This window comes from Flavobacterium sp. GSP6, assembly GCF_003984855.1.
Classification (GTDB): Bacteria; Bacteroidota; Bacteroidia; order Flavobacteriales; family Flavobacteriaceae; genus Flavobacterium.
In genome coordinates, this window is sequence record NZ_RYDO01000012.1 from 39,419 (window position 1) to 55,726 (window position 16,308).

A 16,308-nucleotide genomic window follows, 5' to 3' on the forward strand; every position below is an offset into this window, starting at 1 on the left:
AAATTTATTGGACTAATGCCTAGCACCTAAATCACATTTACTTCGGCCTCAATATGGATGCCAAAAATTTTAAAAATAGTGTCCTGAATATTTTTAGAAACATTCAAAATTTCCTGTCCGGTTGCATGACCATAATTCACTAAAACCAGCGCTTGATTTTTATGGATTCCGGCATCGCCAAAACGTTTTCCTTTGAAACCGGCCTGTTCTATCAGCCATCCAGCAGGAACTTTTACTTCAGTTTCTGAAATATCAAAATATTTCATTTCAGGAAATTTCTTGTAAATTTTTTCGAAATCGGATTTTAACAGAATCGGATTTTTAAAGAAACTGCCACTGTTTCCCAATACTGCCGGGTCGGGTAATTTGCTTTGTCGAATGGTAATTACAGCATTGCTGACGTCCTTTAAAGTCGGATTGCTGATGTTATTTTTGGTTAATTCAGCCGAAATATCGCCGTAAGAAGTATTGATTTTATGGTTCTTTTTAGTCAATTTAAAAACAACTGATGTAATGATGTATTGGTTTTTTATTTCGTTTTTGAAAACACTTTCCCGGTAACCAAAATGACATTCGTCCTTTGTGAAAATTTTTATTTCCTGATTTGCTACCGTCATTGCTTCACAGGAAACAAAAGTATCTTTGATTTCAGTTCCGTAAGCACCAATGTTTTGGACCGGCGTAGTCCCTACATTTCCGGGAATTAGCGACATGTTTTCTAATCCTCCAAAATTTTGATCGATGGTCCAAAGCACAAATTCATGCCAGTTTTCGCCCGCCTGACTTCTGACCCACACAAAGTCTTCGTTTTCTTCAAGGATTTTTTTGCCTTTCAAATCGATATGAATCACAAGGGCATCAATGTCTTTTGTCAAAAGCATGTTGCTACCTCCTCCCAAAATAAATTTTTGCTGCGTTTTATTTTCTTGTAAAATAGTTGCCAAATCCTGTATAGAATGAATGGCGACAAACTGTTTTGCTTTGGCTTCAATACCAAATGTGTTGTATTTTTTTAAAGAGAAATTAGGTACTATTTCCATAAAAGAAAGGGCGTTTTGTGTTGTTGAATCCTGCACCAAAAGTAAGGATTAAAATTTAGTTGCATACGTTTTCATCCAGATATGCATCATAAACAACGGCATTAAGTACGGCGTCATTCTGGTGTCTCCTTTTTGTAAATTCATTATCAGTTTCTGGATGTGAATATGTTCAAAATAAGGGATTTGAAACAGATCACTTTTTGCAAAAGACTCTAGTTCATCTTTAAAGGCTTGACTCTTTGTGATATAATCACCCCACGGCGCACTCAAACCTACTTTTCTGAAATTCAGAATTTCATTTGGTAAACGTTCTTCCATTGCTTTTTTTAGAATGAATTTCCATTTTTTCCCTGAGAAGAGCCACTTGTCATCCAATGATCCTAGACCAATAATTAATCTTGGGTCTAAAAATGGTTCTCTACACTCAATGGATGCGCCCATTGTACAGCGATCGTTCCTGTCCAGTAGTGAGCATAAATAGGTGTGTTGGTCAAAATAAAGGGCTTGTCTCCGTAAGTTGTCAGGATACAAAGATTTCGCTTCTTTGTAAATTTGTTTTCGGTATTCGTTTTCAGGAGGGGTATTAATACCAAAAGTTTCCGCAATATCATTTGGATAAATATTAGAGCCATTGTAAATAACCAAATCAGATTTTTTACTAATTTGAGCATAACGACGCAGCTTTTCATACCTCGGTTTTTTAGAAAATAATTCGATGTTGCTGATGGTTGCAATTGAATTTAACAAAGACGGATATTTCAAAGCTTTGTAGCGTACATAACCACCCATTAACTCATCAGCACCTTCGCCGGAAAGCAATACTTTTACGGCAGGTTTTGCCATTTGAGACACTGCTAAAATATGTGGTTCGCTTAAATGCATGATGGGTTCATCCTGAAAATAAGTGGAACGTATTAACTGATCATAAAGATTCTCATCTTCTAATTGCATGGTGTGAAATCCATAATTGAACTTCTCGGCCATCATTTTTGCCAGATGTGCTTCATTGTGTTCTTTCTCTTTGAAACCCATATTAAAGGTCTGGATGCCGTTGTATTTCTGGTGGTGTAACGAGGCTAAAATAGAGGAGGAATCCAGTCCACCACTCAATAAAACACCTACAGGCACGTCGCTTACCATGCGCATTTTAACAGAATCATCAAAGGTTTCCCGAAACCATTCGACTGGATTTTTTATTTCAGGTTGGTTTCGAATTTCATTTTTTAGATTCCACCACTTTTCTGTAGTGGTTTTTCCGCCTTCTTCAATAATTAGGCTATTGCCAGGCAGTACCTTTTTTACGTTTTGGTACAGCGTGTTTTCTCCAGCTACAAATCGGTTAAAAACATATTCTTCCAGTCCGTCTTGCGCCATTTTAAGCGGAACTCCAGCCGTGAAAAGTGCTTTTTGTTCCGATGCAAAATAAAATGTTTCGTTGTAAAAAGAATAATATAAAGGCTTAACGCCCATTCTGTCTCGAACAAGAGTCAGCTTTTTTTCTAATGTATCCCAAACAGCAAAAGCAAACATACCATTTAGGCGGTGGAGCATTTTTAAACCGTACAATTGAAATAATTTCATCAAAACCTCCGTGTCTGAGGTCGTTCTGATATCAAATCCATTACTTTTTAACTCTGGATAAAATTCTTTGTAGTTATAAATTTCGCCATTATAAATGAGCACATATCTTCCGTCTTCGGATAGGAAAGGCTGGTGTCCAGCTACTGAAACATCCAAGATTGAAAGTCTTCGGTGTCCAAAACCAATATTGTTTGCTATAAATAATCCTTTGTCATCCGGACCGCGATGTTTCAGAGAATCCCGCATATTAGTAAGAACGCATTCGTTTACTTTTTTCTGAGATTGTAAATGCAAGATTCCATTAATTCCACACATAATTAATTGGATTGATTTTGGTTGATTAATTCGTGGTATTTATGGGCAATAATCTTCATGTTAATACTATAATCAGCATTTTTTTCAACAATTTTTCTGTTCATAAAAACAGCTTCGTTTCGGTATTTATCGTTTTCAAATGCCCAAATTAATTCTTCGGCAAGTTTATTGTAATCATCTACGGGGACTAATTGCCCGTTTTTGCGGTGTTTAATCCAGCTTTTATTTCCGGAAATAGCACTTACAATTGGATAACAATTTGTTGCCATTGCTTCAAATAAGGATGCCGAAACGCCTTCCGTTACGGGCATACTGATGTAAATGTTTGATTCTTGCAATAGCTTTGGCAATTCCGTATTCAGAATTCTTCCGGTAAAATTGACTTTATTTTCAATGTTTAACTTTTTAGCTAACTCTTTTAATTTAAAAAGTTGTGTTCCGTCTCCTACAATAGTAAGGACGAAATCTATCCCTTTTTGGTTTAAAACAGCAAACGCTTTTAAAATAATAGCATGGCAGTATTCCGGCATCAAAGAGCGGGTGACGATAGCGCAAATTTTTTCAGGATTGGCAGTGTTTTGATTGCCAAATTGCACCAAATCAATTCCCTTTGGTAATACCAAAACTTTACTCATGTCAACTTTAGCCTCCAGCATAGATAAAGTCATCGCGGGCCCCCAAGCGTGAATTAAATCGGCTTTTTTGAAAGCGTAATGTTGAATTATTTTTTTTAATGGAAGTGAAATAGATTTTTCCGGCCACAAATCTGTTCCGCCTTGTTGTGCGATTGCAACTGGTTTTACTCCGGACAATGCAGCAAGAAAACCATAACTGGTGGTTCGTTCCGCAATTACCATATCCGGTTTTTGCAGTTGGATTATTTTTCTGATTTTTAAAACAGCAAGTTCAAATTCGAAAATCCGTAGTATTCGGTTCTTAAAACTATCGCTAGGCGTTTTTAATTCCCATGTTATAATTTCGAAATCACCAAATTCCTTGAGTCCATTCATCCAGGTGATGGCATCGGCTCTGTAGGATTCCCCCAAAAAAAGTATCCTTCTCTTTTTTGTCGATATCATTTGAATTACTCGGAAGTTAAGGCTCGATTGATGAAATCGTTCAATGGTTTTAGCACAATCAGTTTTTGACTCATTACGGCAACAAAATCTTTTTTGGCAGCTGCCGAAAAATCAATTTTCTGTGAAGACTCAAAACTTTTTAGTTTTAATAATTCAATAGCCGGATGTTCTTTTTCGTACCCTCGTGGCGGGTTTTTCAGGGTGTTTTTTTCATTACGATCAAAGTTGTTAAATTCTTTTTTGAAATCTTTCTTCTCAAGAATAGCTTCCAGATCCTCATGAAAAAATGCTATTTCTTTGCGCATTTTTTTTAAGTCATGGGATTCCGGGCAGTACAATCCGCCGGCAATAAAACTCGCGCCTTTTTCCAGATGAATGTAATAGCCGGAACGATTCAGCCCTTTGGCACCAGACGAAAGCCAGATTCCCAAATGCGATTTGTAAGGCGTTTTGTCCTTAGAAAACCGAATGTCGCGATTGATTCTGAACGTACAATTTTTAACTTCTAGCATTTCCAGCGATGGATCCAAAGGTTTCATCGCGTCCAGTAAATCCCCAACTAGTTGTTGGTAGTCTTTCTTGAACCTTTCGTAGCGTTTTTTGTTTTCCAGAAACCAATCCCGATTATTATTGGCTTTTAAATCATCAAGAAATTGTAGTGTTTCTTTTGAAAGCATCTTGTACTATTGTATTTGTTTTCTTAATTCTTCTTCGCTAATGAAACCGGATTTTCTCCATTTTACAGCTGCTTTTTCATATAATAATAGAGTAGGAAGTTCACTGATTTTCATTTCGGTCATTAAGGTTTTGTTTTTGTCGGCATCCAATCGTATGATGGTTACGCTATCTGCTAGTTCAGTTTGCATTTTTGTGATGTAGGGCGTCATTTTTTTGCATGGCGCACACCATTCTGCATAAAAACTAACCAATACTTTTTTATCAGAGTCTACTGATTTATTGTAGTCCTGCAAAGTCATTCCAGTGATTTTGTTGCTTGGTTTAGACAGTCCTGCAGCGTCCCATTTTAATATTCCGCCTTGTAATTGGTAAACATTAGTAAAGCCAAGTTCTTCCAGTTTTTCAACGGCACTTTGACTTCTTCCGCCGCTTTTGCAGTACACGAAAACAGGTTTTGTTTTGTCTAGTTTTTCGGTGCCTGCAACAAAGCTGTCTCCGAGCCAATCTACATTTACGGCTTTGTCGATATGATCTGACGAAAATTCCGCAGGCGTTCGTACATCCAGAATTTGTGGATTTGGTGTTGCTGCAATTTTTTCGCTAAAAACTTTTGCATCGATAGTTTGACTTTCTTTTGATGCTTGTCCATTACAAGATAAAAAAGCAAAAGATATGATTAATACGAATATTGAACTGAATTTCATTGTAATTTGATTTATAATTGAATACGCTAAATTAGGTGTTTTTTCAATTTTCAGGCCTTATAAAGTACTAAATAAAAGTTATAAGTTGAAAATTTTATAGCTCTGATGGGTCAATTTTAGAATAACTTCCGTACGTTCCGGATGGGTATCTGAAATGAAAAGTTGACCAAAAGTATCGCTGTTGACCATTTCGATTATTTTGGCCACGCGACTTTCGTCTAATTTATCAAAAATATCATCAAATAACAGAATTGGCTTTACACCGCTTTGTTTTTTTAAAAACTCAAATTGCGCTAATTTTAAAGCGATCAAATACGATTTTTGTTGGCCTTGCGAGCCAAATTTCTTTATTGGATGTTGGTCAATTTCAAAGGCTAAATCGTCTTTATGGATTCCTACACTCGTATAATGTAACGCTCGGTCTTTATTGATATTTTCCTGTAAAAGGGTCAACAAGTCTTTTTCGAATAAATGGCTTTCGTAAACGAGTTGCACGGTTTCCTGTGAACCCGTTATAGCTTGATGATGGGTATTGAAAATAGGAATGAATTGTTCTATAAATGCTTTTCTTTTTTCGAAAATATAGTTTCCAAAACCATTGAGTTGTTCATTATATATGGAGAGCGTGTCAGTATCGAAAACATGATTTAACGCAAAATATTTCAACAAAGCATTGCGCTGACTCATTACTTTCTGGTATTGAATAAGTTGCTGTAAATAGTGGGAGTCCAGTTGCGAAATCACACTGTCCATGAATTTCCGTCGGGTTTCGCTGCCTTCCACAATCAAATCTCTATCGGCCGGAGAAATAATCACTAAAGGAATAAACCCAATATGATCTGAGAATTTGTCGTAGGCTTTGCCGTTGCGTTTCAATATTTTTTTCTGTCCTTTTTTAAGGCTGCAGACAATTTGTTCCGTTCTTTCGTTTTTTTCAAATGCAGCATCTATAACGAAAAATTCGGCTCCATGTTTGATGTTTTGTACCGCCAATGGATTAAAATAGCTTTTTCCGTACGATAAATGGTAGATTGCATCGAGCACATTTGTTTTGCCAATACCGTTTTTACCTACAAAGCAATTTATTTTAGAGTCAAAATCAAAATTAGCTTCAGAAAAATTCTTATAATTGAACAGTGAAATTTTTTTTAAATACATGGGTAAGGCTTGCTGGTATTGAGAACTTTGCTGTTTTTGAACAGACTTTTCAAAGTGGGTGCAAATTATTGAAAAATATCGATAAAACCGTCTTTTCTGTTTTTTCTATGAGAATTATTTTGTCTTTGGAAACAAAGAATCTGATAAGATATTTTTTTTAAATATAAAAGCATATTTTTTGTGTGGGTTTGAATAAAAATTTTATTTTTGCGACTCACTAAATTAAATTTAAATGGCTACTTACAATAAAAGAGGATATAAAGCACCAAAAGAAAAAGAAACAAAAGACGGCGTTGAAGCAGTAGTAATTGATGATAAGGACAGTACAACAGCAGAAGTATTTTCTAAATTAGATCAAACCGCTACAATAACGGAGGATTGGGTAGCTAAAAACCAAAAAATTATTATTGGATTAGTTGCCGCTGCTACCCTATTTACTATTGGATATTTAGCCTACCAAAGATTTATTGCTGCGCCACAACAAGAGGAAGCCGCTAATGAAATGTTCGTGGCACAACAAAATTTTCAAAAAGCAACAGATGGAGTAGCAAGTGACTCCTTATATAAGCTGTCTTTGAATGGTTCAGAAGGTAAATTTGGATTTCTGAAAATTGCAGATGAATATTCTGGAACTGATGCTGGAAATTTAGCTAATTATTATGCGGGAATTGCCTATTTGAATACCGGAAAATATACTGAAGCGATTGATTATTTAGGTAAATTTAAATCGGATGATATTGTTTTAAGTGCGTTGGCAAAAGGAGCAATTGGAGATGCTTATTCTCAAAAAAATCAACCAAAAGAAGCGTTAGAGAATTATGTAAAAGCGGCAGGATCTAATAAAAATGATTTTACAACACCACGTTTCTTATTGAAGGCCGGAAAAACAGCTTTGGCTCTAGGAAATAAAGAAGAAGCATTGAAATATTTTACTGACATCAAAGAAAATTATGAGGGCGCTCCAGAAGCTGCTTCAGTTGACGTTTTAATAGGATTGGCACAATAATATAAAAGTTAATAGTCACAGTTTTTAGTTTCCAGAAACTGCATACTGCGACTGTGACTGAAAACTAAATAAGATGGCTACCGAAAATAAAAATTTATCCGAGTATGACAAAAATATGGTTCCAGATGCGAAAAAATTTCGTTTCGGAATTGTAGTTGCAGAATGGAATGACACCATCACCGAAGGGCTTTTTGATGGGGCATTCAAGACATTATTAGAAAATGAAGTTCCTTCCGGACAAATCATACGGTGGAATGTTCCAGGGAGTTTTGAACTTGTCTATGGAGCCAAAAAAATGTTGCAAACTCAAAATGTGGATGCTGTTATTGTTATAGGGTGCGTCATCCAAGGACAAACCAAACATTTTGATTTTGTGTGTGAAGGCGTTACGCAGGGAATAAAAGATTTGAATGTTCAAACGGATGTTCCGGTTATCTTTTGTGTTTTGACAGATAATACCATGCAACAATCAATTGATAGAAGCGGAGGAATTCATGGAAATAAAGGGACTGAAGCAGCTATTGCTGCTATAAAAATGGCTTATATCCGCCAGCAGGCTTCTTTGAATCATCAGTTTGATAACCAACAGTTATTGTCTTCCGGTGCTTTGCAAATTGAAAATTTGCCATTGGAATTAAAAGAATAAGAATAAAAATTTATAATTCTTTAACCTATACTATTGCATATATAGTATAGGTTTTTTGTTTTATTTATGATTAAATACGCTACCATTCCCCGTAGAAATTCATTAAATTTGTGCTTCTTGGTTTTATAATAAACTATTGTCGCCCGGAGAAGTCTATACTGAGCGAAGTCGAAGTACAGTCAAAGGGATAAACTTTAAACCTAATTTTTTTAATGTCGAGTATAATTCAATTACTTCCGGATCATGTTGCCAATCAAATTGCTGCTGGCGAAGTCGTTCAAAGACCTGCTTCGGTAGTCAAAGAATTGCTCGAAAACGCGGTAGATGCCAGAGCAACGGATATCAAACTAATTATTAAAGATGCCGGAAAAGCATTGGTTCAAGTCATTGACAATGGTTTAGGGATGAGTGTTACTGATGCGCGTTTGTGTTTTGAGCGCCATGCTACCTCCAAAATCCGTCATGCCGAAGATTTATTTTCACTGCATACCAAAGGGTTTCGTGGCGAAGCATTAGCATCTATTGCGGCAATTGCCCATGTGGAAATGAAAACCAAACAAGATCAGGAAGAACTTGGAACCCATATTATTGTTGAAGGCAGTAAATTTGTATCTCAAGAGGTAGCTGTTTTGCCTAAAGGAACTTCATTTGCCGTGAAAAACTTGTTTTTTAATATTCCAGCACGACGGAATTTCTTAAAGTCGGACACCGTAGAATACCGCCATGTAGTGGATGAGTTTCAGCGTGTGGCTTTGGCTCATCCAAAAATACATTTTACATTTTATCACAACGGCAGTGAAATGTTCAACTTGCCTCCATCAACTTTACGACAACGAATTGTGAATATTTTTTCAGGTAAAACCAATGAAAAATTAGTTCCGGTTCAGGAAGAAACTGAAATTGTAACAATTCAAGGATTTGTAAGCAAACCAGAATTTGCCAAAAAAAATCGTGGAGAACAATTTTTCTTTGTCAATGACCGTTTTATAAAAAGCGGTTATTTGCATCATGCGGTTATGGCTGCCTATGACGGAATCTTGAAAGACGGTGCGCAGCCCAGTTATTTTTTATATTTGTCAGTGCCACCCAACACTATTGATATCAATATTCATCCCACTAAAACGGAAATTAAGTTTGATGACGAACATGCTTTATATGCTATTTTACGATCTTCGATAAAGCATAGTTTGGGCCAGTTTAATGTGGCTCCAGTATTAGATTTTGATCGCGATTCAAATTTAGATACGCCGTATCATTACAAAGATTTAGAAGGTGCTACACCGACGATTCAGGTAGATGGCAACTTCAATCCGTTTTCTGAAGAAAAACCCAGTAAGCAATTTTCCAGTTATAGAAAACCAGAACCAACCGCTAATTGGGAAAGTTTATACGTAGGCTTAAAACAGGATACGGATGAAATAGGGCATTTGACTTTCGAAAATGAAGAAGTTACCTCGTCTTTATTTAATGACGAAGAAGTGGAGCATTCTGTTCATAAAACGTATCAAATACATAAAAAATATATTGTTTCCTCCATCAAATCCGGAATGGTAATTGTCGATCAGCAGCGGGCGCATCAACGTGTTTTGTATGAGCAGTTTTTGGTCAATATGACGGTTAATCAAGCCTCAAGTCAGCAGTTATTATTTCCTTTGAACCTATTTTATTCGTCAATCGAAATGGAGCTTATCGGGGAATTACAATTATCATTAATGAATACCGGATTTGTTTTTGAAGAAAATAACACCGATCATATTGTTATTTCAGGAATACCGGTAAATGTAACGGAGAGTGAAGTTTCACTGGTTTTAGAACAATTATTAAGTGATTTGCAGGACGGAATTCCAGAAAGCAGTTTCAGCCAGAACGATACGATTGCCAAATCGATGGCCAAAAGTTTAGCCGTGAAAACAGGAACACACCTGACAGAAAAAGAACAGGAAAATTTGGTCAACGGACTTTTTGCCTGTAAAGACCCAAATGTTTCCCCATTCTATAAACCCACTTTCATCACTATGCGTGTGGAAGATTTAGATAAAAAATTTGCATTATGAGAAACGTTACTGAAACCGTAAAACAATTAATTATTATCAATGTATTGTTTTTTGTAGGGACACTGATTATAAAAGAGCCCGCCTATAAAATATTAGCATTGTATTTTCCGGAAAACCCAAGTTTTCAATTGTGGCAACCGGTGACGCACATGTTTATGCATGGCGGTTTTATGCATATTTTTTTCAATATGTTTGCGTTATATTCTTTTGGATCTGCTTTAGAGCAAATGTGGGGAAGTAAGAAATTCTTGTTTTTCTATATTTCCTGCGGATTAGGTGCAGCGTTGTTGCATACCGGAGTCAATTATTACTATTTTCAAGACGGATTGAATACGCTAATGGCTAATGGTTTTTCTAAACAAGAAATTTTGCAAATTTTGAACGAAGGTAAGATTGATACCAGATGGCAGGAGATCTTAGCGGTTTCTGATTTTCAGAATTTCACAAGTGCCTATGTAGGTACTGCAGTGGGAGCCTCTGGCGCTATTTATGGAACGATAGTAGCCTTTGCCTTTATGTTTCCTAATGCTGAGTTGTCTTTGATGTTTATTCCTGTACCCATAAAAGCAAAGTATTTTGTTCCGGGTTTAGTGTTAATCGATTTGTACCTGGGTATTTCAGGAAAATCAATTTTTGGTGGTGGCGGAATTGCCCATTTTGCCCACGTTGGTGGCGCCTTATTTGGTTTTATTATTACGTGGTACTGGAAGAAAAATCAGTTCAATAAGAACCGTTGGAATTAAAAGTCTAACAGCTTTTAAAGTAGTATATAACCTAAACAGCAGCTCTTAAATCCCAATTAACTTATGAATATTATCGACGACCTGAAATTACAATACAAAATGGGAGGAATAGTGACTCAGCTACTCTTTTGGAATGTCGCTTTGTTTGTGCTTCCGTGGTTGTTTTTTGCACTTTTATCCGTGTTGAGTGTCCATATTGATTATGTTCAATATGTGAGTTTGTCGTCTAATCCGTTGGATTTGCTCTGGAAACCATGGTCGTTGCTTTCGTATGCTTTTTTTCACAGCGGCATCATGCATATTGTTTTTAATATGATTGTTTTGAATTTTTCAGGCAGATTGTTTATGACGTTTTTTACCTCCAAACAGTTGTTGGGCTTGTATCTTCTGAGTGCCATTTTTGCGGGGATTTGTTATATTCTGGTGTTTTATGTTTTAAATATCAATGCGCCAATGGTAGGGGCTTCAGCTGCTATCATGGGTATTTTAGTAGCTGTTACAACTTATTATCCGTTGATGAGCGTACAGCTTTTGATTATTGGAAATGTCAAATTATGGCATATAACCGCTGTAATTATTATTATTGATTTGATGCAGCTGCGTTCCGAAAATATGGGTGGACATATTTCTCACCTTTCCGGAGCTCTTTTTGGTTTTATTTTTATTAAATTGCTTCAAAATGGAACGGATTTAATTACAATTGTATCTCGTAGTTTAGATTTTTTTACAAATTTGTTTCGTAAAAAACCTACTACACCGTTCAAAAAAGTACACAAAAATTACCGTAAACCTGTTGAAAAAACGGCTTCAAAAATAATTGAAAAAGATAAAGCACAGCAACAGATTGATGAGATTTTAGATAAAATCAGCCAGTCCGGTTACGATAGTTTGACTAAAGAAGAGAAAGAGTTCTTGTTTAAAGTAGGTAAATAAGCTTTTTCAAGTGGTTAACATTTTTGTTTAAATATAAAATATAGAAAAAAATGAAAAATCTTTCATGGTTTAATAAAGGAATGTTTTTTTTGAACATAGTCCTTACCCTTGTGACTTTTACTGCCTATGTTTTGCCTTTTCTAGCCCCTAAATCGTTTCCTTTTTTGTCAGTTTTGACACTTTTTATGCCTCTTTTTTTTATATTAAACGGCTTGTTTTTTATGTATTGGGCCATACAATTCAAAAAACAGTTGATTGTATCGGGTTTAGTATTATTGATTGGCATTACTTTTATAAATAAATTCTATAAGTTTTCAGCACCGGAAGTAATTAAAGAAGAAAAAGATTTTACTATAATGAGCTACAATGTGCGCTTGCTAAATGTTTTTAAGTGGATCGATAGAGATGATGTGCCCTCAGATATTTTAAACTTTATAAATGATAAGAATCCAGATATAGTGTGTATTCAGGAATTTTCATCTTCGGGTAATATTGATTTAAAGGTATATCCACATCGTTATATTTTTATGAATGGTGATAAAATTAAAACAGGACAAGCAATATTTTCAAAATTTCCAATCCTTAATCAAGGGAAAATAACGTTTCCTAACTCCAGTAATAATGTGATTTTTGCTGATATAAAAAAAGGAAAGGACATTATCAGAGTCTATAACATGCATTTACAATCTATCAAAATTTCTCCCGATGTAGATGAAATTGATGAAAATATTGAGGTCATTAATCAACAAAAATCGCAAATGCTTTTTATCAGAATCAGCAAAGCGTTCAAACAACAGCAACAGCAAGCAGAGATTTTTAAGGAACACAAAATGAAATGTATTTACCCTACAATTATTTGCGGAGATATGAATAATAGTGCGTTTTCTTACGTGTACCGTAACATAAAGGGCAACATGAAAGACAGTTTTGAAGAAGCCGGAACCGGTTTTGGAGAGACGTATAAATTCAGGTATTACCCGGCCAGAATTGACTATATTTTTGCCGATGAGAAAATGTCAGTAAAGAAATTTGAAAACTTTCCTCGATTTATTAACTCGGATCATTTTCCTATTATGGCACGATTGTCTTATGAGTAGCAAGTAGAAAAATGCTTTATTTGATAATCAATTCTTGTTTTTTTAAATAATCCATCGCGTATTTTCCTTCATTAAACAGCAAATCCAGAACACTCAAATTGTTGATAAAACCATGTTTATCATCAAAAACCTGTGTGTAGTTTTCAAATATCGAAAGATCTTTTTTTCCGTTGACCAAAGCTCTTAAGTCGGTAGTTGTCTCGGTATCAACCTCGTGAAAGTATTCCGTGGTTGTAGTGTAATCCAGTTTTATTCGGAAACATTTGGATAGAAGGGCTACAATTTCAAAATTTAAATCCAATAAAAATAGTTGTTTTTTTTCAAAAATGGGACGAATGTCATCTTCAAAATATTCAAAAAAAGGAGAACTTCTGTAGGCGGCTTCCAATGATTTGAAATGCTGTTTTTGCCAGTCAAAGTCGGTTTCAATTTTGATGTCTTTAGTTTTTTGATGACTTTCTTTTGAATGCTTCACGGGAATATTCAACAGCTGAATCCCATTGGGACTATAAATATAAGCGCGGTTGCGATTGGTTTGTTTTTGAAAATTATCGGCAATCTCAAAGGTGATGCTCTCCGATTGTACCATGGCAGCAAAATTGCTAATAGAGGGGAAGTAAGTTGGGTGTATGAGAATATTCATATTTGTCTAAAGTTTTTAAAGTTATAAAGTCCAAAGTCATAAAGTTAGATTAGATTCTAACTTGATGACTTTCGACCTTGAAACTTTGGACTAATTTTTTGCCTCTTTTCTTTTTTTCCAAAAATATTCTCCTACGAAGAAAATAACGAGTCCTAACAGGAATAATTTAAAATACGACTGCGGTTGCCCTTCACCGCTAACCGTTGTGAAAACCCTGTCCCAGCGTACTTTTTCTAATCCTTTGCCATTAGGATCGATACTGAGCCATATAAATATAGGTTTCCCTACAATGTGATTTTCGGGTACAAATCCCCAATAACGACTGTCTTCAGAGTTATGACGGTTGTCTCCCATCATCCAGTAATAATTTTGTTTGAAGGTGTATGTTTTTACAACGGCACCGTTCAATCTGATTTCGTTTCCTGTAACCTTTAGATCATTTTTTTTACCATCCTCATTCATTTCATAATCAGTAATGATTGCTTTATAGAAAGGCAGCGTTTCAGTGGTTAACGCAACCGTTTTTCCTTTTTCCGGAATGTAAATTGGGCCAAAATTATCACGATTCCATTTATTGATATGCGGGAAGATTGTGTTGTCCGCATCCTTTGCTATCTGTCTGATTACAGCCGTGATACCTGGTGTGTTTTTTAATCGTTCTGCACCTGCTTCAGTCAAGGCACTCAGAAAAAGGGTGTCTCTTTTTGTTTGATCTATAAATCCAGCAGGATCCGTCACATCTAAATCCTTAAATATTGATTCAAAATCGATAGGTGTTTTTCCGTCCAGAGCTACTTTATAGGAGAACTGTGGTTTAGCTCTTTCGGGCATTTGCAAGAGTTTGCCATCAATATAAATCATGCCATCCTTTATGGACAAGCTGTCTCCAGGGATTCCCAGACATCTTTTTACATAATTCGATTTCTTATCAACGGGCTTGTAGGCACGTCTTTTTGAAGTATCAAAAAATCTATAAACGGTATCAACCGGCCAGTTGAACACAACAATATCCGTACGATCAATATTCTGAATGCCGGGCAGTCTCATGTACGGCAATTGTGGCCAGATGAGGTATGATTTACTTTTTGTCAAAGGAATAGAGTCGTGTACCATTGGGAATGCTACTGTGGTCATGGGAACTCTTGCGCCATAATTCATTTTGCTTACAAATAGAAAATCACCGACTAATAAGGATTTTTCTAAGGAGGAGGTAGGGATGGTATACGGTTGAATGAAATAGGTATGAACTACTGTGGCTACAATTACAGCAAAAAGCAAGGAGCTAATAGTGTCTGCCGTTTTGTTTTCAGGACTAAGGCTTCTGTCAGCATTATAATTTAATTTTTGGGTATAATTAATGTAGTATATATATAATCCAAAAGTAATTATTCCCAGAAAAGTATCTAATCCGGATCGTTTTCCAAAACTGCGTAGCGTTTCTACCCAGATTACCGGAAATACAATGAGATTGATGATTGGAATAAATAGCAATACAGTCCACCAAGTGGGACGTCCTATTATTTTCATTAAAACAATTGCATTGTAAACAGGAATAGCGGCTTCCCAACGTTTTCTGCCGGCGCTCTCATATAGTTTCCAAGTTCCTAAAAAGTGAACAATCTGGACTAGCAGAAAAAATACAAACCATTGGTATACTGACATAGTTTTTTGTTTTAAGTTTGAGATTTAAGATTGTTTCGCTAGAAATGTACTCAAACAGGTGAATAATTTTATTTTAATTCTAATACATCTTTCATTGTGAAAACGCCTTGCTTTCCTACAATCCATTCAGCGGCAATGACTGCCCCAAGCGCAAATCCTTCACGATTGTGCGCGGTGTGCTTCATTTCGATTGCATCCACAGCAGAATTGTAATTAACGGTATGCGTGCCTGGTATTGTACCAATTCTTTTGGCTTTTATAGGAATTTGTTTTTCCAGTTCGTTTGGGCTCAAGTGATTTGCTTCCGGTTTTTCTAAGGTCCAGTTGGTGTAAGAACTATTTGCAAGTATTCCGTTGGCCAATGAAATAGCAGTTCCGCTAGGTGCATCCAGTTTTTGGGTATGATGAATTTCTTCAATCGCTACTTTGTACGTGTCAAATTTCGACATGATTTTAGCCAGATATTCATTGAGTTCAAAGAAAATATTTACTCCTAAACTAAAGTTAGAACTGGAAATAAAAGCGCCTTTTTTTTGATTACAAAGTGCCACCATCTCCTCATACTGTTCCAGCCATCCTGTGGTTCCTGAAATAACTGGCACATTGGCCTGGAAACAACTGGAAATATTGCTCACTGCAGCAGTTGGAACACTGAAATCAATAGCCACATCAGCTGCTGAAAGTCCATCAAAAGTGTTCTTTTTCTCTTTTTTCAAAACGATTTCATGCCCTCTTTCCAGTGCAATCCGTTCAATTACCTGACCCATTTTTCCGTATCCTAAAAGCGCAATTTTCATTTTTTATTTTTTTTTGAATAGTGTACAATTCCTATTAGTAGTAATCCTATTAAAAGACCGGCGATAAAACCAGAAAAGAAATCATTCATTCGGATCGAATCAAACGCTTTAATTTCTGAATAATTCACTAAGGTGAGCAGCAGTAAAACGGTAGTGAGGATAAAAAAATATT

Annotated in this window: 15 protein-coding genes; 6 read left to right on the plus strand and 9 right to left on the minus strand. The window is 35.8% G+C overall.

What is annotated here, in order from left to right; all coding sequences use genetic code 11:
* Positions 1-26: 26 nt before the first annotated feature.
* From murB to EKM03_RS12125, 6 genes are all read right to left on the minus strand, one after another.
* Positions 27-1,040 carry a UDP-N-acetylmuramate dehydrogenase gene (gene murB / locus EKM03_RS12100; RefSeq protein ID WP_126740487.1) on the minus strand — a complete coding sequence of 338 codons (1,014 nt, stop codon included), beginning with the start codon at positions 1,038-1,040 and terminating at the stop codon, positions 27-29.
* Between the two features lie 48 nt (positions 1,041-1,088).
* Positions 1,089-2,936: an asparagine synthase (glutamine-hydrolyzing) gene (asnB, locus tag EKM03_RS12105; RefSeq protein WP_126740488.1), complete on the minus strand. Its 1,848-nt coding sequence runs from the start codon at positions 2,934-2,936 to the stop codon at positions 1,089-1,091.
* A gap of 2 nt (positions 2,937-2,938) precedes the next feature.
* Positions 2,939-4,015 (minus strand): glycosyltransferase family 4 protein, encoded by a 1,077-nt coding sequence (locus EKM03_RS12110; protein WP_126740489.1) that lies wholly within the window; start codon positions 4,013-4,015, stop codon positions 2,939-2,941.
* Positions 4,016-4,020: 5 nt separating this feature from the next.
* On the minus strand, positions 4,021-4,692 hold the full coding sequence (locus tag EKM03_RS12115) for a DUF2461 domain-containing protein (RefSeq protein WP_126555047.1): 672 nt from the start codon (positions 4,690-4,692) through the stop codon (positions 4,021-4,023).
* Positions 4,693-4,698: 6 nt separating this feature from the next.
* Entirely contained in the window at positions 4,699-5,397 is a 699-nt protein-coding gene (locus tag EKM03_RS12120) for a thioredoxin domain-containing protein (protein WP_126562324.1), read from the minus strand.
* 78 nt (positions 5,398-5,475) lie between these two features.
* Complete coding sequence (locus tag EKM03_RS12125; RefSeq protein ID WP_126461484.1) at positions 5,476-6,555, minus strand: DNA replication/repair protein RecF; 1,080 nt, start codon at positions 6,553-6,555, stop codon at positions 5,476-5,478.
* A 232-nt stretch (positions 6,556-6,787) separates the two neighbouring features.
* Here EKM03_RS12125 and EKM03_RS12130 point away from each other — a divergent pair, with 232 nt between their 5' ends.
* The 6 genes from EKM03_RS12130 to EKM03_RS12155 all read left to right on the plus strand — a co-directional run bounded on the left by EKM03_RS12130 (position 6,788) and on the right by EKM03_RS12155 (position 13,034).
* Positions 6,788-7,561 carry a tol-pal system YbgF family protein gene (locus tag EKM03_RS12130; protein ID WP_126555043.1) on the plus strand — a complete coding sequence of 258 codons (774 nt, stop codon included), beginning with the start codon at positions 6,788-6,790 and terminating at the stop codon, positions 7,559-7,561.
* Between the two features lie 73 nt (positions 7,562-7,634).
* Positions 7,635-8,207: a 6,7-dimethyl-8-ribityllumazine synthase gene (gene ribH, locus EKM03_RS12135; protein ID WP_126453629.1), complete on the plus strand. Its 573-nt coding sequence runs from the start codon at positions 7,635-7,637 to the stop codon at positions 8,205-8,207.
* A 212-nt stretch (positions 8,208-8,419) separates the two neighbouring features.
* Positions 8,420-10,261: a DNA mismatch repair endonuclease MutL gene (mutL, locus tag EKM03_RS12140; protein WP_126740490.1), complete on the plus strand. Its 1,842-nt coding sequence runs from the start codon at positions 8,420-8,422 to the stop codon at positions 10,259-10,261.
* Positions 10,258-11,004 (plus strand): rhomboid family intramembrane serine protease, encoded by a 747-nt coding sequence (locus EKM03_RS12145; protein ID WP_126453633.1) that lies wholly within the window; start codon positions 10,258-10,260, stop codon positions 11,002-11,004. The genes mutL and EKM03_RS12145 overlap by 4 nt, the downstream gene beginning before the upstream one ends.
* A gap of 63 nt (positions 11,005-11,067) precedes the next feature.
* Positions 11,068-11,937: a rhomboid family intramembrane serine protease gene (locus EKM03_RS12150; protein WP_126740491.1), complete on the plus strand. Its 870-nt coding sequence runs from the start codon at positions 11,068-11,070 to the stop codon at positions 11,935-11,937.
* Between the two features lie 50 nt (positions 11,938-11,987).
* Entirely contained in the window at positions 11,988-13,034 is a 1,047-nt protein-coding gene (locus EKM03_RS12155) for an endonuclease/exonuclease/phosphatase family protein (protein WP_126461469.1), read from the plus strand.
* A gap of 16 nt (positions 13,035-13,050) precedes the next feature.
* Here EKM03_RS12155 and EKM03_RS12160 read toward each other — a convergent pair whose 3' ends face one another.
* The 3 genes from EKM03_RS12160 to dapB form a co-directional block, all read right to left on the minus strand.
* On the minus strand, positions 13,051-13,677 hold the full coding sequence (locus EKM03_RS12160) for a WbqC family protein (RefSeq protein ID WP_126740492.1): 627 nt from the start codon (positions 13,675-13,677) through the stop codon (positions 13,051-13,053).
* Positions 13,678-13,767: 90 nt separating this feature from the next.
* Positions 13,768-15,339 (minus strand): signal peptidase I, encoded by a 1,572-nt coding sequence (gene lepB / locus EKM03_RS12165; RefSeq protein WP_126516515.1) that lies wholly within the window; start codon positions 15,337-15,339, stop codon positions 13,768-13,770.
* Positions 15,340-15,407: 68 nt separating this feature from the next.
* Positions 15,408-16,136 (minus strand): 4-hydroxy-tetrahydrodipicolinate reductase, encoded by a 729-nt coding sequence (gene dapB, locus EKM03_RS12170; RefSeq protein WP_126563864.1) that lies wholly within the window; start codon positions 16,134-16,136, stop codon positions 15,408-15,410.
* Between the last annotated feature and the right edge of the window lie 172 nt (positions 16,137-16,308).

Bases quoted from the DNA above. Each gene is read 5' to 3' on its own strand.
- murB (WP_126740487.1), bottom strand. From the start codon at position 1,040: ATGGAAATAGTACCTAATTTCTCTTTAAAAAAATACAACACATTTGGT.
- EKM03_RS12115 (WP_126555047.1), bottom strand. From the start codon at position 4,692: ATGCTTTCAAAAGAAACACTACAATTTCTTGATGATTTAAAAGCCAAT.
- EKM03_RS12145 (WP_126453633.1), top strand. From the start codon at position 10,258: ATGAGAAACGTTACTGAAACCGTAAAACAATTAATTATTATCAATGTA.
- EKM03_RS12110 (WP_126740489.1), bottom strand. From the start codon at position 4,015: ATGATATCGACAAAAAAGAGAAGGATACTTTTTTTGGGGGAATCCTAC.
- mutL (WP_126740490.1), top strand. From the start codon at position 8,420: ATGTCGAGTATAATTCAATTACTTCCGGATCATGTTGCCAATCAAATT.
- EKM03_RS12150 (WP_126740491.1), top strand. From the start codon at position 11,068: ATGAATATTATCGACGACCTGAAATTACAATACAAAATGGGAGGAATA.
- EKM03_RS12160 (WP_126740492.1), bottom strand. From the start codon at position 13,677: ATGAATATTCTCATACACCCAACTTACTTCCCCTCTATTAGCAATTTT.
- EKM03_RS12155 (WP_126461469.1), top strand. From the start codon at position 11,988: ATGAAAAATCTTTCATGGTTTAATAAAGGAATGTTTTTTTTGAACATA.
- EKM03_RS12120 (WP_126562324.1), bottom strand. From the start codon at position 5,397: ATGAAATTCAGTTCAATATTCGTATTAATCATATCTTTTGCTTTTTTA.
- ribH (WP_126453629.1), top strand. From the start codon at position 7,635: ATGGCTACCGAAAATAAAAATTTATCCGAGTATGACAAAAATATGGTT.
- dapB (WP_126563864.1), bottom strand. From the start codon at position 16,136: ATGAAAATTGCGCTTTTAGGATACGGAAAAATGGGTCAGGTAATTGAA.
- asnB (WP_126740488.1), bottom strand. From the start codon at position 2,936: ATGTGTGGAATTAATGGAATCTTGCATTTACAATCTCAGAAAAAAGTA.
- EKM03_RS12125 (WP_126461484.1), bottom strand. From the start codon at position 6,555: ATGTATTTAAAAAAAATTTCACTGTTCAATTATAAGAATTTTTCTGAA.
- EKM03_RS12130 (WP_126555043.1), top strand. From the start codon at position 6,788: ATGGCTACTTACAATAAAAGAGGATATAAAGCACCAAAAGAAAAAGAA.
- lepB (WP_126516515.1), bottom strand. From the start codon at position 15,339: ATGTCAGTATACCAATGGTTTGTATTTTTTCTGCTAGTCCAGATTGTT.